Origin of the sequence: Pseudomonas syringae (assembly GCF_021606685.1) — a bacterium.
GTDB classification, from domain to species: domain Bacteria; phylum Pseudomonadota; class Gammaproteobacteria; order Pseudomonadales; family Pseudomonadaceae; genus Aquipseudomonas; species Aquipseudomonas syringae_R.
Genome location: NZ_WKCB01000042.1, coordinates 13,436 through 33,901, shown reverse-complemented (window position 1 = coordinate 33,901; position 20,466 = coordinate 13,436). Strand labels below are relative to the sequence as shown.

Below are 20,466 nucleotides of genomic sequence, written 5' to 3'. Positions count from 1 at the left end.
AATTCCTCGTAAAGGTGTGTCAATGAGTAGTACGCAAAGCTCCAATGACCTCGAACAGGGGCTCAAACCGCGTCACGTCACCATGCTGTCGATTGCCGGCGTCATCGGTGCCGGTTTGTTTGTTGGCTCCGGCCACGCGATTGCTGCCGCCGGCCCTGCCGTACTGCTGGCCTATGCCGCTGCGGGTACGCTGGTGGTATTGGTGATGCGCATGCTGGCCGAAATGGCCGTGGCGTCGCCGGACACCGGTTCGTTCTCTACTTACGCTGACCGCGCGATCGGCCACTGGGCCGGCTTCACCATCGGCTGGCTGTACTGGTGGTTCTGGGTGCTGGTGATTCCGTTGGAAGCCAACGCCGCTGCGACCATCCTGCATGCCTGGTTCCCGGATGTGGCCATCTGGGCCTTTACCCTGATCATCACCCTGCTGTTGACCGCGACCAACCTGTTCAGCGTGAAGAACTACGGTGAGTTCGAGTTCTGGTTTGCGCTGATCAAAGTCGTGGCGATTGTGGGCTTCGTGATCCTCGGTCTGGCGGCGATTTTCGGCTTCCTGCCGACCAGCCAGGTCAGCGGCGTTTCGCACCTGTTCGACACCCAAGGCTTCATGCCCAACGGCATGGGCGCGGTGTTGGCAGCGATCCTGACCACCATGTTCTCCTTCATGGGCACCGAGATCGTCACCATCGCGGCGGCGGAATCGAAGAACCCGGGCCAGCAAATCACCAAGGCCACCAACTCGGTGATCTGGCGGATTGGCTTGTTCTACCTGTTGTCGATCTTCATCGTGGTGTCCCTGGTGCCATGGAACGATCCGACGTTGGCGGCGGTAGGTTCCTACCAGACCGTGCTCGAGCGTATGGGCATCCCGAACGCCAAGCTGATCGTTGACCTGGTGGTCTTGGTGGCCGTGACCAGTTGCTTGAACTCGGCGCTGTACACCGCTTCGCGCATGCTGTTCTCGCTCGGTCGTCGCGGTGATGCACCGGCCGTGGCCAAGCGCACCAACAAGAGCGGCACGCCTTACTGGGCCGTGTTGCTGTCGACGGGCGCGGCGTTCCTGGCGGTATTCGCCAACTACGTGGCACCGGCGGCGGTGTTCGAGTTCCTGCTGGCCAGCTCCGGTGCCATCGCGTTGCTGGTTTACCTGGTGATCGCGGTGTCGCAACTGCGCATGCGCCAGAAACGCACAGCGGCGGGCGAGAAGATTGTCTTCAAGATGTGGCTGTTCCCCGGCCTGACCTACGCGGTGATGGTGTTCATCGTCGGCACATTGACCATCATGCTGTTCCAGGAAGCGCACCGGGTCGAGATCATCGCGACTGGCGTTCTGAGCTTGCTGGTGGTGGCGGCGGGGTTGTTGGTGTCGAGCCGTCGTAAGGCCCAGAGAGCGGGTGCTGCGGTACTTAACTGATGTGATGGACTGCGGTGCCTGATGGCGCCGCAGTTCAAAGTGTGGGAGGGGGCTTGCTCCCGATAGCGGTGTGTCAGTCGGCATCTCCTTGACTGATACGCCGCCTTCGGGAGCAAGCCCCCTCCCACATTGGGTTCTGCGTTAGTCTGCCGAATCTGTCAGCGCCTGAGACGCCGCCACGTAATCTGCCTGGAACTCCGGCGACTCGATCCACGCCAGTGCAGCGGCTTCATCGTCGCTGTCGGTAGCCCACTGTCGATACTCGATCAGGGCCGCCAGGATAAAGTCGGTGGCTTCTTCCTCACCTTCCTGCTCCAGCACCAGCGCCAACAGCGGGTGCGCCAGGAAAACTGCGCACAGCGCCTGCTGACTGGTTTCGCCAGCGGTGCGCATCTCCACGAACAGCTCGGTCAGGTCCACCGACTCAAGGTCAATACGGCTGTCATCGCCGGCGAACGCATCCGGCTTGCTGGCGACGGCGCGCTGGGTACGGTTCTGCTTGGCCTTGGCCTTCGCCCGGTGGGCACGTTTTTGCTGTTTGTTCGGCGAAGCCATGGGCTCACGTCCTTGGGTCAGGATCTGGGTAGGGTATTGAAGCGCAGGTTGGGGGAAATCCCAAGGGGTTCTGCAGCAGGTCCTCGCCAAGGGCGCGTTCCGTCAGTAATTCCAGTTCGGCACGCAGTTCTTCTTCGCTGGGTAGCACCAGTTTGTACTTGCTGGCGAACAGCTGTTCGTTGCCCTCCAGTACTGAATAACGCACTACCGAGGCATCTTTTTGAGAGCACAAAATGATGCCTACCGTCGGGCCGTCCTCTGGACCGCATTTGAGGGCGTCGTACATGCGCACGTACATATCCATTTGGCCAATGTCTTGGTGCGTGAGTTCTCCCCGTTTTATGTCGAAAATTACAAAGCACTTGAGCAGGTAGTTGTAGAAAACAAGGTCAAGGTAGTAATCCTTGCTATCGGTACTGATTCGTTGCTGGCGGGCGACGAAAGCGAACCCTTTGCCCAGCTCCAGCAGTAAATTTTGCAATTGTTCAATCAGTGCTTTTTCTATATCGCTTTCCAGAATTGCGCCCGCATTGGGTAAACCGAGAAACTCAAGAAGTACTGGGTCGCGAACGAACTCCCTGGGGCTTTGCTTCAGGCTTGCGAGCTTGGCATTTGCCTCCGTCTTGACTGCAATGCGATCTTGGCTGGTTAACAATCGCTCATAGTAGAGCGTGCCAATTTGGCGCTCCAATGCACGCGTGGTCCAGTTTTGGGACGCGGATTCATGCATATACCACTGGCGGGCTTCGGAATTTTCTACGCGTAGAAGCGTGCGATAGTGGGTCCAGCTCAATTCGCGACGCACTGCGTCGTATTTTGGAAACGCCAGAAAGAAGCCGCGCATATGTCGCAGGTTGGTTGTGTCGAACCCCTTTCCGTAATGTCTCGTTAACTCTTTTGCCAAAGTAGGTAAAAGTTTTTTGCCATACATGGCGCGTGCATTTCCCTGTTGTTCAAATTGGACGATATGGCGCCCGATTTGCCAGCAGGTCAGCACTTGTAATGTATCTACGCTGCGCAACGCTTGTCGGCGCGCCGTGCGAATGAGCTCGACGATGCTTGCGAGCAAGGGGGGTGAGTTGTGGGTCACCCATGGAAGGCGCTGGAGTTGTCTTCATAAGGTTCTTCGCGCTAGCGGACTCAAGGTTGGGCGAAGAAGAGTCTCAGTTATTTCCCTCACTGGCATTCCGATGAGTAAGGGCGATCTTGTAGGAATTGATGAAGGTTCAGTGAGGTAATTTAGCTCGCCAACTGTTGACCCGGGACGCTGGGCTCCAGCTCGCCGTTTTGCAGCCACGCCAGTGCAATCGGCCACAACCGATCCTGGTATTCGCTACGAAAAAATGCGAAATGACCGACCTGTTTTTCGCCGATTTCCTCAGGGGCGATCCTTAGATGAGTGCGTTCGCAGCCGTCGAAGTAACCCAGCAGCCGTTCAGTCGCGGCCACAGTGCCGAATGGATCATCAGTGATGCTGATCGCCAGCATCTGCGCCTTGACGCGGCTGAAGGGCAAGCCAGCCAGGGCGCGCCCGCTTGGTCGCGTTTCGTATCTGGACGTCGGTGTGCTCCAGTCCCGCACAACGCCTGCCGGCGTGTCCTCCAGCCAGCCCAGACGCTTGCCGGGGAAATATCCGTACAGTGCCGTGACCAGCGGCATCACCACGTGCCACTTGGCAAACATCCGCCAGCGCCGGCTGGCCTCGTAGTCGCGCCAATAGGCGAATTGCGCGCCCACCGTCACGATCCGTCGGATCAGCGCGCCGGATGTGCCCAGCCCCGCTGCGCAGCCGCCGAAGCTGTGGCCGACCACGTCTATCGGCTGGCCAGGAAACTCGCGCTGCGCGCGCAGCAGCATCGCCTCGAAATCCAGCGAGCCCCAATCCGACCACGACGCCTTGAAGCCCCGCAACGAACCACTACGGGACTCGCCGATGCCGCGATAGTCGTAGGTGATCACGTCGAGGCCATTGGCGAACAGGTAGTCGGCGAAACGCGAATAGTGGCGGCAGCGTACGGAGGTGGCGGCGTTGATGATCACCACCGGGCGTTCGAGGTCGGTGCGCAAGTGGCGCCAGGTAAAGCCGCCGATGGTGTGGTTGTCGGCAGTGAGTTCGCTGAAGGGCTCGGGCGTGGGGCGGGGCGGCAGGTTCATGGTCAGTTGGGTCCTTGCGCTTTTTATGGGTGGCCTTGGAGGCGCACGCGCTTTTATCGGACATCGAAACTAGCAAATTTGGCGGGCCACAGGTGCGCGGATTTTCACGATGCTCGACCTTATTGGCTTGGATGCTTAGGCTGGCGAACCTTTGATCGATCTGAGCACGTCCATGACCCGTGACACCCTCGAACACCACCAGATTCCTGTGTACTTCGTCGCGGTCCTCCTGGCAGCGCTGTTCGGTTTGCTTGTGCCTTCAGGGGCGCACACGCTCGGCGCACTGGTTACACCGGCGATCGCAGTGCTGATGTACGCAATGTTCCTGCAAATCCCGTTTCTGGACCTGCGCCAGGCCTTAGGTAACAAGCGTTTTTTGTCGGCGTTGCTGCTGGCCAATTTCATTCTGGTGCCGTTGCTGGTGTGGGCGCTCACCCGTGGCTTGGTGGGGCGCCCGGCGTTGTTGGTGGGGGCGTTGCTGGTATTGCTCACGCCGTGTATCGACTACGTGGTGGTGTTTACCCATATCGGCAAGGGCGACTCGCGGTTGATGTTGGCGGCAACGCCGGTGCTGTTGCTGCTGCAGTTGATTCTGTTGCCGCTGTACCTGGGTCTTATGCTGGGCGAGCAACCCGACGTGGTGGTGGCGGTGGGGCCGTTTGTCGAGGCGTTCCTGTTGCTGATCGTGGTGCCGATGGTGCTGGCGGTGATCACTGGTTCCCTGGCGCGCAGATCAGCGCTGATCAATGCGTGGAACACCGCCTGGGCCTGGCTGCCGGTACCGGCCATGGCGCTGGTGCTGTTTGTGGTGATTGCCTCGCAAATCACCTCGGTGGTGCGCGATATCCACCTGCTGTTGCCGGTGATCCCGGTGTATATCGGCTTTCTGGTGTTGGCGCCGCTGCTGGGCGCGCTGGCTGCGCGGCTATTCGCATTGCCAGCGTTGACGGCACGGGCGGTGATGTTCAGCGCGTCAACGCGTAACTCGCTGATGGTGCTGCCCCTGGCCTTGGCGCTGCCGGAAGATGTGCGCGGGTTGGCAGCGACGGCGGTGATCCTGCAAACCCTGGTCGAGTTGATGGGCGAGTTGCTTTACGTGCGGCTGATCCCTAAGTGGGTGTGGCCCGCAGGTCGGTAAACGCGCGAATGTTCAGGTCTGTTCAGGCGCTATTCAGGAGTGCGCTCGGCACCATAGGCCAGCGCTCCCCACCTGACAGGTCAATCGATGGATCATCGCAACCGCTTTCGCCTGGAAACCTTGGGCATTTTCCTGTTTGCGTTGGTGCTGTTTACCTGGGGCATCTGGGATCAGCAGCCTCAGGGCTTTGACGGGCGTTGGGCGCTGTTCCTGCAGGAAATGTTTCGCCATGGCGCGAGTCTTTTCCCTACTACCTATGGGCAGCCTTACGCGGATTACCCCGGTACAGCGACGTTTCTCAGTTTTATGTTTGCCCGGTTATTCGGCGCGCCTAACCATTTGGCCAATATCTTGCCCACGGCGTTGGCGTCTGCCGGTGTGGTGGCGCTGATCTATCGGTTGTTGGTTGCGTATGAGCGCCATTGGGCTCTGCTCACGGTGTTGCTGACCTTGCTCACAACCCAGTTGCTCGAAAAGTCGCGCTCGGTGTGCCTGGATCAGATGGTGGCGCTGCTTTGCGTAGGCAGTTTCTACCTGCTGCACAGTGGGCAGCGGCTCGGCTCGCGGTGGCGGCAGCTCGCGGTGTTCCCGCTGTTTGTCCTGGGTTTTGCGATACGCGGGCCGCTGGGGTTGATCGAGGTCTGCGGTGTGGTCTGTGTGTATTGGGCGCTGGGCCGCCCAGGGGAGCGCGTCAGGCAGGTGTTGGTTCACGGCATGGTCGGTCTGGTATTGCTGGCGGCCTGTTGGTGGCTGCTGGTGAAGCTGGCGCGTATCAGTGGCGGCGACGCGTTTGCCGATGAGGTGTTCAAGATGCAAGTGGGCGGGCGCCTCGATGAAACCGGCGAGCCGTTCTATTTCTACTTCCAACTGAGTATGTACCGTTACTTCCCCGTGGTGCCGTTGGCGTTGGCGACCATGGTTGCGCTGCGTCATCGCTGGCCTGAGCGGTTCGATGACCCGCTGCAGCTGGTGGTGCGGCTGGGTGCCTGCGGCTTGATGATCCTGCTTGGCCTGTCGGTGCCGCACTTCAAGCGCGCCTATTACATCTTGCCGATGGTGCCGATGTTTGCCGCTGTCGCCGCCTATGGGCTGCTCCAGGCGCAAGGCTGGCTCGCGGGCGTACGTCGAGGCTATGAGGGGCTGATCGCCGCGCTGCCGGCGTTGTGCGTGGTTGTGGTCTTTGTCTGCCGGCACGGCTGGCAGAAGCACGGTTACTGGCCTGACGTTTCGCTACCGCTGCTGATTGGCATGCTAGTGCTGCTGCAAGTGGCGGCGCTGCTCGCCTGGCGCCGGGCGGGGCGGCTGGTGTGGCTAAGCCTGATTGCGCTGGTGGCGCAGTGGTCACTGCTGGTGGCGGTGGTGGAGCCGTCGAAGGACTTGCAGTTCGACACCCGGCAGTTTGTCAGCCGAGTAGAGGCGCTTCGCGCGGCGCAGCCTGGACCATTGGTGTTTGTCGATCTGGGGCGAGATACCTGGGCGGTGCGCTACATGATGAACCTGGATCACGATGAGCAGCCGGTGTTTGTTGGCGCCTCTGAGGCCCAGCGGTTGGATGCATTGCCTCGGCCGTCATGGGTGATTGTGGCGCGTAAACAAGCCGCGTTGCTCAAGGGCACACCCCTGGAGCATTTGGCGCCGAGGTTTGAAGGCCGCTTGAATGACAATCCGTTGAGGGTGTTTTTGCTGAAGTGACCTGTTAGAGGCAGTATTCAGTGATGCGTTGGGCTACTGTGGCTTGCGCAAAATACACTGACGTACCTTTTCAAGGATTGAAATGAAAGCCACATTACTTGTGTTGTCCGCCTTCCTCCTGCTCTGCGGCTGCACCACGCCGCAAACCTCCAATATGTCCAGCCCGTCAATTGCCGACACCAAAACCGTGGTATTCGGCGGCAAGACGTTCGTCCTGAAATTCCAAAAGGCGGGCTTGTGGGAGTATTTCCCGGCAGAGGAAAGTGTCGATACCTGGAATGAAATGCTGGACTTTACCGTCGTACCTCGCGAGATGAACCGCTTCAAACCCCTCGACCTCGCCAAGCGCGCCATCCAGCTTCACCAGCAAGACAATCCGAACCAGCCCGCGATCCTGCTGACCGACAATAAAACCGGAATCGATTATGCGATGCAGTTTTATCCCACCTCATTGCGCAAAGACGGGCAATTCTCGGAAATCAGTTATTTCAAGTACTACAAGGACGCGACCACCGGGCAGACCATCATCTTTCACTTTGCCAGGAATATTCCAAGACCGAATGATCCCTCGGAAAGCGCGATAGAGACGGGTCGGGAAATAGTGCCGCTGATAGAGGCGTTCCCGTTGTATCGGCCCTGATGCCGTTGAGCGGGCAGCGTGAGCCGATTTGGGCGTTTGAGTGGTTGTGACATTGCACTTCAGGCGGGTCAAATTTCAGGCAACAAAAAACCCGCACTAGGCGGGTTTTTTGTGTGTTTCAGATGACGTTTGCACCACCTGAAACTAATTAGTGGTGCCAGAGACGGAATCGAACAACTGGCTGCAGGTCACGTGTTTAAAGGGTTTGTCTTTGGTCGATATATAAATCTACTCACAAATCTACTCTCTTTTTAGAATGCGGCTCTGTTTTTAACCTGTCGGCGGCGACCGAAACCGTGCTGATTTCCTCTGTCGATGCCCGACGAGTGGTAACCCCATCTCGATAAACCCGCTGCGTGTATAAAGGTATGGTCATCATCACCACTCCTTTGATGGACCTGTTCAAAAGTGGTCCGATTATCTCACTCCTCACTTTGAGGAGTCATCGTCAAACTCTTGCGGCGATGGTGCTGGCGCCGTGTGGCGATTCCACCTCACAGAGGCGTTATTACCAGCGCCTCGCGCAAGCACCACCCCGTATCGGGGTGGTGATGACGATTCGGGAGGAACTAACCCAACATCACGGCGCACCTCCCTGACAATTCCAGAATCGGCGGCTGATATGATCCAGCTCGTCAAAATCATGGGAGTCAGTTGGAATGGATGCTAAACAAGCGATCGAAATTCTTCAGACCGATCTGAAAAACAATAAGCGAAAAGGGCTTACGACCGTCAACGTCGACGTGCTGGATAAGTATCTAGAACAGCTCAAAGCGCATGCGATGCAAAACGCCGGCTCTCCAGAGACAGAGCTCCAAGATGCCGAGCATTCGCATCAGTGGGACATTGAGATGGTCAGGTCTGGCTGGGAGGCTAGTACCAACGCCTTGAAAACATGTTTCCTGGTATCAGGGGGCTCCGCTGCGGCGCTGCTAGCGTTTGCAGGGTCTGCTTGGTCTGCTCTAAAGCCTGAAGGGCTTGAGGCTCTTGCGTTGACCATGACATTGCTTGGTTGGGCGGTTTTCGCCACGGGTATAGCGACGGCCCTTACTTACCTGGCGCAATACTTTTTCGCTGAGCGCTTGAAGTGGCACGAGAGGGCGGGGGACGTATGCCAGTGGTCCGCCGTATCGTTAGTCGTGGCGGCCTATGTGCTGATACTTCTCGCGTACCTTCAGGCCGGAAAAATGTTCTCGCTGTTCAATATCGTGAAGGCGATCCCCATCAATTAACCTGGCTAGGCTGAACTCCCATTTCGGTAGGGCAGGTGCGGGAAATCTACCAAGATCCCAGTAGTTGCTGCGGGCCGCGCTATAACCGCATTTCCCTGATGACTCGCCTTGGCTCAGCTCCCCGCGAAAGGGCACGCCGGGCGTCCTTCGTGAGCTGGTCGAGCGCCTGCTCCTCGAGTGCCGCCGCCATTGCGCTGGCCTTCCTGATAATCAGCAGCGCCAGCTCCGGCGGAAACGCTACCTTATCGGCGGGTAGATAATCACAGTCAATAACGGACACGGCTCTATCCTCGGTGCGCGGTTGATGCTGGCGCCGGAATGAAGCGGGGCCAGCCGATGACCTGCAGATGTTACCAGCGGAACGTGAGCAGCTACCTGGAATCCGGGGGTTCGCCAAGCTGGCAGGCCGACCGGTTTCCGCTCCAGGGTGAACGACTCGTTCACCACCTGCTCCGACCTGCTGTCAGGTCGCTGGAAGCCCCGGAAAATACTAGACGAGCATCTAGCGCCAGCACGCCATCTTTGATGTTGGAAGCGGCGCATTGCTTGGGCTGCGGGCAACTGACCCTTGTTCTGTCGTCGGGAATCCGTCTAGTGCCTGTCTAGTATTGCCTGGCGCGCTAAGCATTTTTCTGGCCCGGTATTTCACCACCCCATCGCGCCAGGATATTGATCGAACACCCACCTTGACGGCCGCTTCCCGAATTTTAGACTGGGCTGGTGCTGGTCAGGCAGCCCGAATGCTCGCAAAGCCTTGAACTGCGTGGCTTTCAGAGCGCCAACCGCTGACGGCGCTGGATAAATCCGTCAAGACCTGTCAAGAATTTCGTCAAGGCTGGTCAAGGATTATGGCCGCGTTTGCCGGGTTCGATCGTGTGCTACTTGTCCCGCAAGTGACTTTCGCGGCTCGCCCCTGTTTCTGGACGACTCGGCTATCCGGCTGTTTACCCGATCTGACGCCAGGCCTTGGTGGCTTTGCCTTCTAGGCCGAGCTGGATGATCTGTGACCTCTCAGCCCGTCCAATGCCTGTCCAGAATTCTGGCGAGTGTCATACCTCGCCGAGGCTGCCGGCGACGGTCAGCTCAGCAATGCCCTGGCGAATGAACACTAGGTTCTGTACGAAAAGTCGGCGAGCGAAGGTCAGGCAAGGCAAAAACAGGCGAGGAACGGTCGGAGTCGCGGCCGACTTTACTGGAGTAAATGAGTATTCCGAGCCGGTTTTTAACGCAGCATGGCCGAGCGCAGGCACTTTACGTACAAAACCTAGTCTGCCACCCTACTCGTTAGACCTTCAGAGACCCGCCGTTGAACACCCTCGCACGGACGCTGACCACCCTGCTGCTCACCTGCCTGCCACTGCTTGCCCATGCCAGCAATGCCGAGGCCCTGATCGCCCGCCACGACTGGCATCAGGCGGCCCGTGCCGTCCTGCTTGAGGCTGGCCAGGAGAAAAATATCGATTCATCACTGCCGCTGATCCAGGCCAGGGCCGGTTTTGTCGATGACGCCCTCAAGACCATCGCCGGTCTTTATGCTGGCTCGCAGCCCTATCGGCTGGTGGAAGTGGCAGAGCTGCCACAGCTAAGCGCGGCGCGCCGTGAAGCGTTGCTGGGTCAGGCGCTGGACATTGCCCGGCAACAGGCCGAGCGCGACAGCACCGCCAGCACCGGGGCCTTCATGTGGCTGGCACTGCACTACTGCGGAGCGGGCGACGAGACTCAGGCCCGTGCGTTGCTTGCTTTGGCGCTGGAGTATGCGCACAAGCTCGACAGTTACGACCGGATGATCTACGCGATGCAGCGCAGCCCGCAGCATACCCGCAGTTGGATGATCGGCCCGGTGACCCAGGCCCTTGCGCGCGAGCGGGAAAATGCCGCCTTCGACTGGCTCGGCCTGGCCGAGCTGGCCTTGAAAATGGGCGACAAGACCCAGGCTCTGGGTTTTGTCGACCAAGGGATCGAGGCCACCGGTCAACTGCGCGACTCGCGCAAAGGCTACGTCCTCAGCCAGCTCAACCTGCTGGCGCTCAAGGCCGGCAGAGCCTCGCTGCCAGAGCCCTTGACGCCCTATCTGAACATGACACGCCTGGCTATCACTGGCGCCCCGGACCAAGCCTATGCGCTGCTCGCCGCCGCGCCCCAGGACGGCAACACCCATTACGGCGCCCGCCTGTGGCCAAAGCTCATCAAGGATGCCAGCGAGCGTAATGACCTGCCCACCGCGCGCTATTTCGCCGAACGCCCGATCAAGCAATCTGCGCTGGAACAGGCCAGCGCCTGGCAGCAGGTGGCTCAACTGCAGTGGCAAGCCCACCAGGACTTCAGCGCCAGCTACCGGCAGGCATTCCAGGCCCTGGAACCCGCCGCCGGCACGCCGCGCAGCCTTGAAGACATCAGCACCCTGGTCAAGCTTCTGGACCTGGCCCGGCAAGCGGGCCTGAAACAGCCCGAGCCAGCACTGCTGCCCCAAGCGGTGGCCATGATCGACCAGCTGCCGGCCGACCGCCCCTCTGACCGGATCAAGGCACGGTTGCAGTTGCTGCCCTGGCTATGGCGCCAAGGGACAAGGGATCTGGCCACAACCCAGGCGCTGACGGCATACCGTGACCTGAGCGGTTACCGCGACTCTTCGGCCGCCACCCGCGCCGAGTTGCTGACCGAGATGGGGGTGGTGTTCAGTGAGGTAGCGGCGCCCTCGCCCGGCGTCAGGACACCACCGCCCGCTCCCGCAAGGCCATGATGTCGCGCTCAGGCCCAGGCAAGGCTGCTCCGGGCTGCCCAGGGTGACTTCGGAGTTGGCCGGCAGGTCCAGCGACGTCACCAGAAAACGCCCCGTGTCGTAGGGGAAACCCTCGCCGCCCGCCCACATCTGCTTAGCCCCTTGGGCCACCAGCACGATGCTCGGCGGCACCAGGCATATCACCGGCGGTGCCACTTCGTCGCGCCGGTAGGGCACCTCTAGGTTCTCGTCGAGCGTTTCCAGCGCGCCGCGCACGTTATGGCAATGTCTGCCGATCCGCGCTGTTCGACCCAGTTGGAAAGCTCCTCCACTGCGGCGCCCAGGGCGAGCTGGTTTTGATTGAGGCGGTCGAACAGGCTGGCTATCAGTTTGGTATCCGTCATGGTGGCTCTCCGTGTTTCGAGAGAGCGTAGCACCGGCGCCGCGAATGCCTGGAATCACCTTTACGTGGTTTGCGTCTGCCGGCGGCAAAGTGGCCTGGCGATGTGATACGGGATTTCCCCGCATCTAATGCGTGAGCCCCGCCCGCATTGGCCGATGAGCGTTCTCAGGCGGCCACGCTTGCCGAATCCGTCTCATGCCTGTCTCACATTTACCAGCGACTCCGTAAAAGCCGGGTAAAAGTAGCCGGGCCGAAAGCGCCGTATCCGTCTGGGGGCTGTCAGGGGTATCAGCGGTCAAGGTGCGCTTGTTTGACGGGCTGGCCACGCGATAAGCCTCAGACGCCCACCCGGCGCGGTTTTGGTCTGACGCCTGCCTTACATTCCGTCAAAGCGTGGTCAAAGTAGCGGTCACCAGAGACAGGCATACCCCATCACCTTCGCGCGCTCGACACTCAGTGTTGATTCCTACACTGAGTGTCGATTTCAACACGCAGAAATCTGACATTCAAATCGCTGGCGGTGGTTCAGTCATGGCGTTTGTTTCGCAAACTGGCGTTGGCGATCAGGTAGGGGGATGAGCCTCTGATCCTCGTGACACATCCCGCAATATTCTGTTGCTCAGCCTAGCGGTGAGCTAGCCGATAGGTATCCGTAGGTAAACGCAATCTGCTGCTTGGAGCATGTATGTTCGACTGGATCAGCAATATCCGTATAGGTACGAAACTCGGTTTTGGCTTCGGCCTGGTGTTGGCGCTAACTTCTCTGCTCGCTCTCACTGGCTGGATAGCAATCAATAGTCTTGATGAGCGGGGCCTCAAGATTGAGAGTATTGCTCGCGTCGCCGAGATGACCAAGGACTTGCGCGTTCATCGTTTGCAAATAGAGCTCAACCGCAAGGGAGATGGTGCCCAGTTGATTCTTCAGACGCTTGAGAAGCTAACTGTGCATTTGGACACTGCGCGTGCTCATCTGACCTCTCCCAGCGATTTGGCGCTGATTGACAAGCAGATAGCCGCAGTTAATGTGTACCGCGATGCCCAACGTGCTTTAAGCCAAGCGGGAGCCGACCTGACTCCAGTGTTTGCCCGAATGAGTGAGCAAGGCGAAATCTTGCTCAATACTGCGCAGCAGTTGATAGCGTCGCAATCCGCCAAGCGCGAGGCCGATTCTTCTTTTGCTAAAACCCTGCTTGCGAGTATCGCTGCGCTGGCGTTGCTGCTCGGCGCCGTCGCGGCCTGGATTATTACCCGGCAAATCGTTACACCGTTGCAGCATGTCCTCAAGGACGTCGATCGTATTGCATCAGGCGATTTAAGTCAGGATCTAGAGGTCAACCGTCGCGATGAGTTGGGGCAATTGCAGAGAAGCCTGCAAAAGATGACCACCAGCTTGCGCGAACTGATTGGCGGTATCGGCGCTAGTGTCATACAGATCGCTAGTGCTGCCGAAGAGTTGTCAGCCGTAACTGAGCAGACCAGTGCGGGTGTGAATAACCAGAAAGTCGAAACCGATCAAGTTGCTACAGCCATGAACGAAATGACCTCCACCGTGCAAGAGGTAGCGCGTAATGCTGAAGAAGCCTCTGACGCCGCGGCCGCCGCAGATCGGCAAGCTCAGGAGGGAGACAAAGTTGTTGGTGAGGCCGTGGCTCAAATCGAACGCCTGGCTATCGAAGTCGGCAACTCCACCGTGGCTATGAGTAATCTCAGAGAGGAAAGCGACAAAATCGGCGGCGTGCTCGATGTTATTAAAGCGGTTGCACAACAAACCAACCTACTCGCTCTCAATGCCGCCATTGAGGCAGCGCGAGCGGGTGAAGCTGGACGAGGTTTTGCGGTAGTTGCCGATGAAGTTCGTAGCCTGGCGCAGCGTACCCAGCAATCCACCGAAGAAATTGAAAAACTAATCTCCAGCTTGCAAAGCGGCACTCTAGAGGTATCCGCCGTTCTGGAGAACAGTCGTATATTGAGTGATAGCAGTGTTGAGTTAACTCGTCGTGCCGGAGCATCTCTGGAAAATATCACCCGCACGGTGTCTACAATCCAGTTGATGAATCAACAGATTGCCTCAGCTGCTGAACAGCAAAGCGCAGTGGCTGAAGAGATCAACCGTAGCGTGCTGAACGTGCGTGATATCTCTGAACAAACCGCTGGAGCTAGTGATGAGACAGCCGCCTCAAGTATCGAGTTGGCACGCTTAGGTCATGAACTTGACGATTTGGTTAAGCGCTTTCGATTATAGGGCTGATCTAAAGCGCTCCCCAATCAGCTAGCCAGCATAGGAATAGATTGAAGCTTCGCGAGCATTGCATTGCGGGGGTGATTACATGTAGCGCTTCATTGCCTGGTGTAGCGCTTTACATAAAACATCCGTGATTTTTGTTTAGCCAACGGCTAGGTTGCCAGTCAAAACACCTGATTTTGGTGGAAACCACAGTGGAAACCATCGCCTGGCAACCATAACTTTTGATAACAGGTTGGCGGCCTGGTTCGCGTTAGAGGTTGCGAACCAGACGTGCGAACCTCAGTGCGAACTTGCTGCCGCTAAGCACCCGAATGCGTACCAACCGTGCGTACTTACTGTGTGTTCATGCTGCGGCAAGTTGTTGTCGCCAGGGCATGGGGCGGTATTAACAGCGATTAAAAAATGGGACCATCTGCTCAGGATGTCGAAAGCGGCCAACCCATTCCTTAAAGAGCTGAAGGCACATGACGCTGAAGAAATCATCCGCTGACGTAGACACCGTTCTCCAACGCGAAGCGGAAAATCTCAAACAGAGATTGGAGGGGCGGCTCGAGGAGACGCTCTCCGGAGACCATTCAGATTTCTCCGGTTTCCGCGAAAGGCTGTCCGTAACCTGGGGAAAACCGCTAGGCAGACTTAGAAGTCTCACGTTGATGTGCCAAGAAATTCTGTCTGAGTTGATAGAGGAGCAACGTAACGGACAGTTGCCATCCGACGTAAAATTTAATGTGTTGACTCGTTTATTTTCGCGTTCTGTTCAGCTATCCGGAGAAATCCATAACTCTCTTTCAGGCGGATACTCAGAAGGCGGGTTCAGCCGCTGGCGGGCTATGCATGAGACATGCGTAGTGCTCTCTCTGTTGGGTAATGCAGATAACTCGCTGTCAGAGCGTTTTAAAGATTTCCAGTCAGTTCTAGGTTTACGAGCAGCTGAGTTTTTTAATGCACACAGCAAGGTTACTGGTGAACCGCCGATATCAGCCGAGGTAATGACGGAGCTTCAGGAGGCATTTGATCGCGCAATTCAGAAACATGGCTCCGATTTTGACCGTGAAAACGGATGGGCAAAAGTCCTTCTTCCTGACACCAAGAAAATCACTTTCTCCAAATTGGAGGAGCTTTCTGGGTATCAGTCTCTAAGGCCGCAATACAAGCTTGCGAGCCAATACGTTCACACAGGCGCGGATAGCCTGGATAACAACATGGGGCTGTATCTCAGCCGGAAAAACATACTTCTTACTGGTCCGTCTAATGAGGGGCTGGCACAGCCCCTAATGTTCTGCGGGCTCAGTTTGGTTGGATCTCTTTCTGTCATCGCTAATGAATACCCTCAGAATCAGCGCGATCTATTTCAAGCAACAGCGTGGAAATGGCTGGAAAGCCTGTACAGGGAGACGCTAGAGGCATTAGAGGATTTGGCTGCAACGGGACCAGCCGCCCAGAACGGAGAACCCGAAGGCGATTAAACGCGCCTCAGTTCATCGCTAATTGATACCTTCCAAACCGTGGATACCAGAGTGGATACCGCCCGATCTGATTACCACTAGCGAGTTGTAGCATGCGTCATAAACGAGCCTTTGTTGTGGCTAGACAGCATCTGTAGGCCGCCTGGCCATCACGCGGCCCAGTGCGTGAATATGCCGCGTGAAGGCTGCGTGAAACCTTACCTGGGGAGGGCTTCGCGCATTGACCAGGTACGCGAAACGATGCGCGAGAACCCCGGATGCCTGCGCTTATTGGATGCCGCACTGACGCAATGCGACCTCCAGCGACTGATCCAGTACATATTCCCCGGTCGTAGACGCCGCTTGATTCAGGCCAACAGTACGATAGATAAGCGTCTTGCCGGATCGCATCTCTTTGAGAATTGACTGAGCCTTCTCGCCTGTGGACGCGGTAAACGGCGACATGGACCTAGCTGTAGCCTCCATCGCAGTCTTGTAGGCGTTTTCCACTATTTGTTGCTGCTGGGGATCTTTCGGTGCGTAGGCTTGCATCGCTTTGAGCTGGCCCTCGGGCACATAGTCCAGCGGGGTTTCGCTGGTGCTGATCGTCCATGCCTTGTTCTGATCGATTCTGAGCTGGACGTCGCCGACCGGGATCAGGAAGCGGCCGCCGCTTTTCACACCTACTCGGAGGTCTCCGTTCACTACCTCAATGTAGGGGTAGTACTTGTTCGTCATGGTAAACACCCCATTCGAGGTGTAGAGAGATCCAACAGTTACAGCGCAGCTGGATACATCCGTAAAGCTATCGGTTTTAGAGTTAGCTACCCACTTCACTGAAGGTGCCGTACCGCTAGCTATGCCGCCTGCGCAGCCGGCAAGGGTGATCGATAAAAACATCAGGTATAAGGTTCTCATTGGGAACATTCCTTGTTTGAGAGAGACGGCACGCAGGGAAAGGCGAATGTTATCAGTAGTCTCAAAGGTCGACCTCCATCCGCATCAGCACCAATGACAGCTCTTACTGGCGGTACCCGGTTCGGGTGGTGTGTAAACCGTGGATACCAAAGTGGATACCGCCCGATCTGGTCAGCGCTGGCGACTTAACAAAACTTAACCTTTTTTCAGGTCGAGAACCTGACAAAACCTGACATTGGATCGAGTGCGGGGTCTGTCACGATGTTGAGAAATGTTGGGATCAGACCGGCCAGGGGCAGATGGCAGCGCTCGCGGCCTGTTGGCAAAATTTCGTCCGGGGAGGTGCAATTGTTCAGGTCGGGAGGACATTCGGGCACGCAACTCATCTTTTTGGAGAAACCCGAATACTGTCAGTTAAGCGCGAGGGTAGTATTTGACGGTGAGGTCTTCCGACCAAGACGTATAACGATAGGGCGCGGGCCAAGATATGTTGCTGACAAAAACTAAGAGCAATACACCATGACCGAACCCAACTTGCGCACACCGACTGACTCTGACCGTGTGGAGCTAATTGAACTTCTGAAGCAGGCCAAACGACTTGCCACCCGATACCAGCAGTTGACCGGAAAGCCCCTAGGTATCACTGGCGAAATTGCCGAGTGCGAAGCTGCTGCGATTCTTGGTTTGGATCTGCACGCGGCGCGTACAGCGGGTTACGACGCCACAGAAATAAGGGAAGGGGGGGCGGTCCAAATACAGATAAAAGGGCGGGTGGTTGCCAATTTGAAAAAAGTTGTCGGCCGAGTGGGCTCCATTGACCTCAGGCAGCCATTCGATGTTGTCCAGTTGGTTTTATTAGATGCTGACCTGAACGCATTCGCGATCTACGAGGCAGAGCGCCCAGCTATTGAGGAGTTGCTGACTAGACCTGGTTCAAAAGCTCGGAATGAGAGGGGGTCTGTCGGCATCCCCCAATTTAAGGCGATAGCACGATTACGTTGGGCTCGTTGAATCCGTGGCTGAAATTGCTTTGGTGGATGACAATTATGTATGTGGTTACTTTTGGTGGTTACCAGAGTGGTTACCAGCGATGTGGCGAAACAGACGATTTGGTCTGAGTGAGACCGTATCGTCTGTCTTTGATTTAGAGTGAACCCGCAAGTTTGGTCTCAAGCACGCCTTCGCGGCCTTCGGCTTCTTTCACCAGATGGAGTTGGCTCCGGGCATAACCAAACCCCATTTTCACCTCCTGCCACACGTAAAGGTTTTTCCCTGGTTGGGCGTTCACCTTCAGCATGGTCAGATTTTCAGCGTCGGAACCAATTGTGTGGGGGCCGGCAGGAACCTCCGCAACTAGGTAAGTATTGGCTGCTGTAGCGCCAATCACTCGGCCGTCGACGGTAACCGTCATTTTGATCGCTGCCCCCATATTCTCGTTGCGATAGATGTAAATCCGAGACATATCCGGGAGCGTGCCGAAACGCTTCATTTCTGCGTCAAGGGTAGGATCACCCATAGGTACTGAGGCGCAACCTTGAAGTGCGGCAGCAATCGCGAGCGCGCTGGCAATCCTTTTCATTGAATTTCCTTATTTGATGTCCATGAAAGAGGGCGCTGTGTGTGGTGAGACAGCGTTGTGGCGATGTTTCGTTATAACTCGGCCTTTTGGCCGTGGGAAGGCTTCGTGATACTGAGCGCACTCTGCTCAAAATGAGCCCGCAAAGCGCGGGCTCTCAGGGGCAGTTACATTTGATCCTCGGAGTAGATGCCGGCGCTGATCACCGCACTGCCCACGATCATCCGTCCATACAGCAGGGGCACTGGATTACCCTGCACGCTTGTGTTTACGGGGCCGTTGAAGCTATAGCTCGCTCTATTATTTGCCCCGTCCTGGGTGCCAAGCCCTTTTGGCTGAGGACTTAGCATTGCCATGACGCCGCCAACCGACATAGATATACCGACTGCGCCAACCACTCCCCAGCCACCACCGGCAGCGATCCCAGCGAAGCCGCCAGTCATTACCGTTGCCACTGCAATAAGGACTACGCCGACAATTGTTTGCAAGCTGCCGGCACGTTTAGCACCAGCAATCACTGGAACAATTCTGATTACCTCGCGGCCAGTTGGCTTGTCTAGGTCGCCCTCGCTAACGTTTTGATTCCCGACAAAAACGGCGTACTTAACTCCTTTTGATGCGCTCTCCGTCATATGTCTTTCAAAGCCAGGGAACTGCCTGAAATAGCCCATCATCCCGAGAATGGATGATCCTGACTCTGTGCAAATGGGATGCTCTCGCTTGCCAGTGATTCGGATAAGACTGCCCGAGACAATAACTGTTTGAGTTTTTTCGGTGCTTGATGTCATAAGTCGATTTTCCTTATGCAAGGTTGAGTTCCAGGGCCAGTCGGGCGCGATTGGCCTGGCAGTCTTTTATCAATTGAGGAGTAATTGCCGGGTGGTCCTGATAACAAGCGCTGCTCGCCCTGGCGTTTCTGCATGACTTGCGCAGGATCTCAGCCGAGATAGCCGCTTCCACATATGTGAGAAACGGGCCATCAACTTGGTGTTTCTGGCCGTTATTTGTGACCCTTACGTCGTATGCAATGTGTGCTGCCGCTGATCCATGGCGCTCCAGCATCTGAACTGCGCACGCCTCGGCGAAGCGCTCCCGGTGCGTGGGCGCCTGGCCCGTTGTGTTGCTGTCTTGGTCAGTCATGTTTCCTCTATACGCCGCTGGCGCTGGTCGTGGGCTGGTGCTCGGTGGTGTTGCTCGGTGTCGCGCCACGTTTTCGTGATTCGCAAAACGTGGCGCGGAAAATAGTCAGTTGCCGACGATGCTGAGGGCTGGTGGCAGCTTTGGGCCGAACGGCGCACCAGGGGCGAATGGATCAGGCAGTTGGTCTTCTGGGCACTCCCTGATGAATCGGATCATGGCAGCGTGGCAGGCGCGATACAGTGGGCCACCGGCGCCCCATTCCTCACTCTTGCGGTCGGCGCTGTTCTCCAGTTGGGATAGGTAGGCCACTCCGCGAAGGCTGGTGTCACCGTCTGCGCTGGCCCGATGGCGATGTACTGGGTTGACGCCGAGCAAGTCGCACATCTGGTCGAAGCCCAACGCCTGCGCCAGCCCCTCACGGTCGAACATCAGTGATTGGCCAAACCCAGCAAGTGCGCTCCACGCTCCACTGCGGACAGCCTCTTGGTGTTCCTGGGCTCGCTCCTCCAATTCAGCAATGGCTTGCCGGGTGAAGGGGAGGAATGCTTTCAACTTGCCCGCCTGCCGGCGTAGGGCTCGCCGTTCACTGCGGATAACGTCGAGCTGGTCAGCAATGGCGCGGCAGATTCGCCGGGTGGTGATGAGTTGCGTGGCGGCGCTGATGCCGGTTTTCATACCGATGTTACACAAGCGGGTGATAAGGCTGGGCGTCATTGGTACGCCTCCATAGGCGTGTTGTCGTAGCTGGCGCGCAAGTGGGCGCCAGCCGTGCAATAGCGGCCGGTGGGCGCGTAGCAGCTCCGACAAACCATGATGTGGTTGAGGTAGTGGTCACGGGCTTGTCGCCATTCGGGCGTGGCAGTGGCGGCGCTTGCGTGTGGGCTTGTAATGAGTCGGGGAGCGCGCTCGACAGGGTTGGCCAGCACCAGGCGTGGGCGAGGCCGACTCCCCAAAATTGGTGAGTCGATACCTGTAATGGCTGGCGGCATGTGATCGAGCAAGCCGGAAAGGAGACTCATGGCGTCACCTCGGCCTGATTGCTCCATTGCCCATATGTGTCTCTAGAAAAAAATCGGGGGAACGGGGGAACAGTGGGAACAGCCAATGTTTCCGGGGCTTTCAGAGGGGGTTTCTGTTCCCCACGTTTTTTTGTGGGGAACGGTGATAACCAAATTCTGGAAAACGCAGACACGCT

At 57.4% G+C, this 20,466-nt stretch carries 19 protein-coding genes and 1 pseudogene; 9 read left to right on the top strand and 11 right to left on the bottom strand.

Annotated elements, in window-relative coordinates; genetic code table 11:
* Positions 1-22: 22 nt before the first annotated feature.
* A complete protein-coding gene (gene gabP / locus GIW02_RS16770) occupies positions 23-1,414 on the top strand; it encodes a GABA permease (protein ID WP_236416343.1) in 1,392 nt (463 codons plus the stop codon).
* Positions 1,415-1,555: 141 nt separating this feature from the next.
* Here the strand turns inward: gabP and GIW02_RS16765 are convergent, their stop codons facing one another.
* The 3 genes from GIW02_RS16765 to GIW02_RS16755 form a co-directional block, all read right to left on the bottom strand.
* Positions 1,556-1,969, bottom strand: coding sequence for a hypothetical protein (locus GIW02_RS16765; protein WP_236416346.1), 414 nt, complete (start codon positions 1,967-1,969; stop codon positions 1,556-1,558).
* 4 nt (positions 1,970-1,973) lie between these two features.
* Positions 1,974-3,038 (bottom strand): PDDEXK nuclease domain-containing protein, encoded by a 1,065-nt coding sequence (locus tag GIW02_RS16760; protein ID WP_236416348.1) that lies wholly within the window; start codon positions 3,036-3,038, stop codon positions 1,974-1,976.
* A 170-nt stretch (positions 3,039-3,208) separates the two neighbouring features.
* Positions 3,209-4,123 carry an alpha/beta fold hydrolase gene (locus tag GIW02_RS16755; RefSeq protein WP_236421948.1) on the bottom strand — a complete coding sequence of 305 codons (915 nt, stop codon included), beginning with the start codon at positions 4,121-4,123 and terminating at the stop codon, positions 3,209-3,211.
* 172 nt (positions 4,124-4,295) lie between these two features.
* On the opposite strand from GIW02_RS16755, the gene GIW02_RS16750 reads away from it, so the two are divergent.
* The 4 genes from GIW02_RS16750 (at position 4,296) to GIW02_RS16735 (ending at position 8,825) form a co-directional block, all read left to right on the top strand.
* Entirely contained in the window at positions 4,296-5,261 is a 966-nt protein-coding gene (locus GIW02_RS16750) for an arsenic resistance protein (protein ID WP_236419425.1), read from the top strand.
* An 87-nt stretch (positions 5,262-5,348) separates the two neighbouring features.
* A complete protein-coding gene (locus GIW02_RS16745) occupies positions 5,349-6,953 on the top strand; it encodes a glycosyltransferase family 39 protein (protein WP_236419426.1) in 1,605 nt (534 codons plus the stop codon).
* Positions 6,954-7,035: 82 nt separating this feature from the next.
* A complete protein-coding gene (locus GIW02_RS16740) occupies positions 7,036-7,593 on the top strand; it encodes a hypothetical protein (protein WP_236419428.1) in 558 nt (185 codons plus the stop codon).
* A 659-nt stretch (positions 7,594-8,252) separates the two neighbouring features.
* Positions 8,253-8,825, top strand: a complete 573-nt coding sequence (locus tag GIW02_RS16735; RefSeq protein WP_236419430.1) for a hypothetical protein — start codon at positions 8,253-8,255, stop codon at positions 8,823-8,825.
* A gap of 79 nt (positions 8,826-8,904) precedes the next feature.
* Here the strand turns inward: GIW02_RS16735 and GIW02_RS27355 are convergent, their stop codons facing one another.
* Positions 8,905-9,105, bottom strand: coding sequence for a hypothetical protein (locus tag GIW02_RS27355; RefSeq protein WP_236421947.1), 201 nt, complete (start codon positions 9,103-9,105; stop codon positions 8,905-8,907).
* Between the two features lie 1,026 nt (positions 9,106-10,131).
* Between GIW02_RS27355 and GIW02_RS16725 the strand changes: the two genes are divergently transcribed.
* Complete coding sequence (locus tag GIW02_RS16725; RefSeq protein WP_236414329.1) at positions 10,132-11,565, top strand: hypothetical protein; 1,434 nt, start codon at positions 10,132-10,134, stop codon at positions 11,563-11,565.
* A gap of 6 nt (positions 11,566-11,571) precedes the next feature.
* On the opposite strand, the pseudogene GIW02_RS16720 reads toward GIW02_RS16725, so the two are convergent.
* Both GIW02_RS16720 and GIW02_RS16715 read right to left on the bottom strand, forming a co-directional pair.
* A pseudogene (locus GIW02_RS16720) lies at positions 11,572-11,763 on the bottom strand (AraC family transcriptional regulator); the annotation flags it as partial.
* A gap of 20 nt (positions 11,764-11,783) precedes the next feature.
* The gene (locus GIW02_RS16715; protein WP_236414375.1) at positions 11,784-11,948 is read right to left on the bottom strand and encodes a hypothetical protein; all 165 of its coding nucleotides are present in this window, start codon (positions 11,946-11,948) and stop codon (positions 11,784-11,786) included.
* Between the two features lie 684 nt (positions 11,949-12,632).
* Between GIW02_RS16715 and GIW02_RS16710 the strand changes: the two genes are divergently transcribed.
* Complete coding sequence (locus GIW02_RS16710; RefSeq protein WP_236414331.1) at positions 12,633-14,189, top strand: methyl-accepting chemotaxis protein; 1,557 nt, start codon at positions 12,633-12,635, stop codon at positions 14,187-14,189.
* Between the two features lie 467 nt (positions 14,190-14,656).
* The gene (locus GIW02_RS16705; protein WP_236414333.1) at positions 14,657-15,658 is read left to right on the top strand and encodes a DUF5677 domain-containing protein; all 1,002 of its coding nucleotides are present in this window, start codon (positions 14,657-14,659) and stop codon (positions 15,656-15,658) included.
* Between the two features lie 267 nt (positions 15,659-15,925).
* Here GIW02_RS16705 and GIW02_RS16700 read toward each other — a convergent pair whose 3' ends face one another.
* The gene (locus tag GIW02_RS16700) at positions 15,926-16,555 is read right to left on the bottom strand and encodes a hypothetical protein (protein WP_186765479.1); all 630 of its coding nucleotides are present in this window, start codon (positions 16,553-16,555) and stop codon (positions 15,926-15,928) included.
* 519 nt (positions 16,556-17,074) lie between these two features.
* On the opposite strand from GIW02_RS16700, the gene GIW02_RS16695 reads away from it, so the two are divergent.
* On the top strand, positions 17,075-17,566 hold the full coding sequence (locus tag GIW02_RS16695; RefSeq protein WP_236414335.1) for a DUF6998 domain-containing protein: 492 nt from the start codon (positions 17,075-17,077) through the stop codon (positions 17,564-17,566).
* Between the two features lie 133 nt (positions 17,567-17,699).
* Here the strand turns inward: GIW02_RS16695 and GIW02_RS16690 are convergent, their stop codons facing one another.
* From GIW02_RS16690 to GIW02_RS16675, 4 genes are all read right to left on the bottom strand, one after another.
* Positions 17,700-18,134 (bottom strand): DUF2846 domain-containing protein, encoded by a 435-nt coding sequence (locus GIW02_RS16690; RefSeq protein WP_236414337.1) that lies wholly within the window; start codon positions 18,132-18,134, stop codon positions 17,700-17,702.
* 164 nt (positions 18,135-18,298) lie between these two features.
* On the bottom strand, positions 18,299-18,919 hold the full coding sequence (locus GIW02_RS16685) for a tail assembly protein (protein WP_236414339.1): 621 nt from the start codon (positions 18,917-18,919) through the stop codon (positions 18,299-18,301).
* 13 nt (positions 18,920-18,932) lie between these two features.
* Complete coding sequence (locus GIW02_RS16680) at positions 18,933-19,271, bottom strand: hypothetical protein (protein WP_236414340.1); 339 nt, start codon at positions 19,269-19,271, stop codon at positions 18,933-18,935.
* Between the two features lie 105 nt (positions 19,272-19,376).
* Positions 19,377-19,985, bottom strand: coding sequence for a hypothetical protein (locus GIW02_RS16675; RefSeq protein ID WP_236414343.1), 609 nt, complete (start codon positions 19,983-19,985; stop codon positions 19,377-19,379).
* Between the last annotated feature and the right edge of the window lie 481 nt (positions 19,986-20,466).

Bases quoted from the DNA above. Each gene is read 5' to 3' on its own strand.
- gabP (WP_236416343.1), top strand. From the start codon at position 23: ATGAGTAGTACGCAAAGCTCCAATGACCTCGAACAGGGGCTCAAACCG.
- GIW02_RS16765 (WP_236416346.1), bottom strand. From the start codon at position 1,969: ATGGCTTCGCCGAACAAACAGCAAAAACGTGCCCACCGGGCGAAGGCC.
- GIW02_RS16755 (WP_236421948.1), bottom strand. From the start codon at position 4,123: ATGAACCTGCCGCCCCGCCCCACGCCCGAGCCCTTCAGCGAACTCACT.
- GIW02_RS16750 (WP_236419425.1), top strand. From the start codon at position 4,296: ATGACCCGTGACACCCTCGAACACCACCAGATTCCTGTGTACTTCGTC.
- GIW02_RS16745 (WP_236419426.1), top strand. From the start codon at position 5,349: ATGGATCATCGCAACCGCTTTCGCCTGGAAACCTTGGGCATTTTCCTG.
- GIW02_RS16740 (WP_236419428.1), top strand. From the start codon at position 7,036: ATGAAAGCCACATTACTTGTGTTGTCCGCCTTCCTCCTGCTCTGCGGC.
- GIW02_RS16735 (WP_236419430.1), top strand. From the start codon at position 8,253: ATGGATGCTAAACAAGCGATCGAAATTCTTCAGACCGATCTGAAAAAC.
- GIW02_RS16715 (WP_236414375.1), bottom strand. From the start codon at position 11,948: ATGACGGATACCAAACTGATAGCCAGCCTGTTCGACCGCCTCAATCAA.
- GIW02_RS16710 (WP_236414331.1), top strand. From the start codon at position 12,633: ATGTTCGACTGGATCAGCAATATCCGTATAGGTACGAAACTCGGTTTT.
- GIW02_RS16705 (WP_236414333.1), top strand. From the start codon at position 14,657: ATGACGCTGAAGAAATCATCCGCTGACGTAGACACCGTTCTCCAACGC.
- GIW02_RS16700 (WP_186765479.1), bottom strand. From the start codon at position 16,555: ATGAGAACCTTATACCTGATGTTTTTATCGATCACCCTTGCCGGCTGC.
- GIW02_RS16695 (WP_236414335.1), top strand. From the start codon at position 17,075: ATGACCGAACCCAACTTGCGCACACCGACTGACTCTGACCGTGTGGAG.
- GIW02_RS16690 (WP_236414337.1), bottom strand. From the start codon at position 18,134: ATGAAAAGGATTGCCAGCGCGCTCGCGATTGCTGCCGCACTTCAAGGT.
- GIW02_RS16685 (WP_236414339.1), bottom strand. From the start codon at position 18,919: ATGACATCAAGCACCGAAAAAACTCAAACAGTTATTGTCTCGGGCAGT.
- GIW02_RS16680 (WP_236414340.1), bottom strand. From the start codon at position 19,271: ATGACTGACCAAGACAGCAACACAACGGGCCAGGCGCCCACGCACCGG.
- GIW02_RS16675 (WP_236414343.1), bottom strand. From the start codon at position 19,985: ATGACGCCCAGCCTTATCACCCGCTTGTGTAACATCGGTATGAAAACC.